The 1,571-nt window shown below is 61.2% G+C and carries 2 protein-coding genes; both read left to right on the top strand.

What is annotated here, in order from left to right:
* Nucleotides 1-246 precede the first annotated feature (246 nt).
* Nucleotides 247-456, top strand: coding sequence for a hypothetical protein (locus VF436_RS12290; protein ID WP_330904319.1), 210 nt, complete (start codon nt 247-249; stop codon nt 454-456).
* Nucleotides 457-471: 15 nt separating this feature from the next.
* Nucleotides 472-1,182 (top strand): ComF family protein, encoded by a 711-nt coding sequence (locus VF436_RS12285; protein ID WP_414649845.1) that lies wholly within the window; start codon nt 472-474, stop codon nt 1,180-1,182.
* The last annotated feature ends 389 nt before the right edge of the window (nt 1,183-1,571 follow it).

Below are 1,571 nucleotides of genomic sequence, written 5' to 3'. Positions count from 1 at the left end.
GTGTCAGCGGGCAACGCATGGTGCATCGTGACAATCTGCTTGATCTGCTGCCGAGTCATGGATGCCTCGGCGTGAACAAGCGACCCCAGGGCCAGCAGGATGACAACAAGACAGGTGCGCATGGGCGGGAACCGACGAGGGTTGCCTCATCATGCCACGCTGAACAGGCGGAAAGTCATGCTGGAAATGTGCCACGCGATGGTCCAGGCTTCAGGCCTCCGTAGGGTCGGCATGAGAGGACACACCATGAGCACAGGGCAAGGCAGCGCCGGCAATGTATTGGCCGCCCTCTGCAGTTTTTTCATTCCTGGGCTGGGCCAGTTGATACAGGGCAGGTTGCTCAAGGCCATCGTCATGTTCGTCTTGGCCGGCGTGATGTGGATCTTCCTGCTGGGCTGGCTGGTGCACTTGTGGTCGATCCTCGACGCGGCGCTGTTCAAGCCTCGCGAGCCTTGACGCATGGCTTGGCGCATGGATGCGCTCGATCGTTGCCGGCGCTGGCTGGCATCGAGCCTGCTGCCTTGGCGTTGTCAGTTATGCGGCGGAGCCGGTGAGACGGGTATGGATCTGTGTGCCGGCTGCATGGCCGACATGCCTGGCAATCACAGCTGTTGCGCGCGCTGTGCCTTGCCGCTGCCCGCATCCATCGCCATGTGCGGGCGCTGCCTCAAGCGTGCACCGGCCTGGGACGGCGCCTGGGTACCTTTCGTCTATGGTTGGCCGCTCGATAGCCTGGAGTCGCGCTTCAAGTTCCACGGCGACCTGGCCTGCGGGCGCAGTCTGTCATCGTTATGGGAACGCGCAGGACCGCCACCCCGATGCCCTGATCTGATCGTGCCGGTGCCTTTGCACCGGCAGCGTTTGCGCGAGCGCGGTTACAATCAGGCGCTTGAACTGGCCAGGCCGCTTGCGCGTCTTTGGCGCATCCCCTTGCGCCACGATGTGCTGGAAAGATCGCGCGCCAGTGCGCCACAGACCGAACTCGATGCAGTCGCACGCCGGCGCAACGTGCGCCGCGCTTTTGTCGTTCCTGAAGGCAAGGTGTTACCACGCCACGTGGCCGTCATCGACGACGTCATGACCACGGGCGCCACGCTCGCCGAGTGTGCCATCACGCTCAAGCGTGCCGGCGTGCAGCGAGTCGATGCCTGGGCACTCGCGCGAGCCTCCAAGAAAAGCTGAGAGCGATTTGCATCACAAAGCCGGTGGCATCGCGGTCACCTCGGCTATCGATACCTCCGCGCCTCTCCTTGCTGGTAGGAGCCAATGCATTCGCTCCCACATGGCGAGGCGTCGCCACCATCATGACTTTTTTGAATACCCCTCCATACAAAAAAACACCCTGAAATTCAGGGTGTTTTTTTCCAACGCGTCCTAAAGACTTTTCGTGCCAAATATGCGATGTTCGGCATGTCGCTCGTGCATCATCCGAAACACGAATCACGAGCGACACTGCAAGAAGCAGTAAGCGCGAGCCGAATGGGTTGGCCCCCAGACGACTCGCTGACCACAACCAACTTCACAGGAGTTGTTCATGGCTGACATGGATGATACGGCACGCGCACGCCCAA

It is taken from the genome of Dyella sp., assembly GCF_036384435.1.
Taxonomy (GTDB): domain Bacteria; phylum Pseudomonadota; class Gammaproteobacteria; order Xanthomonadales; family Rhodanobacteraceae; genus GSA-30.
The sequence above is the reverse complement of the archived record's forward strand: the minus strand, read 5'-3'. Positions and strand labels throughout refer to the sequence as shown.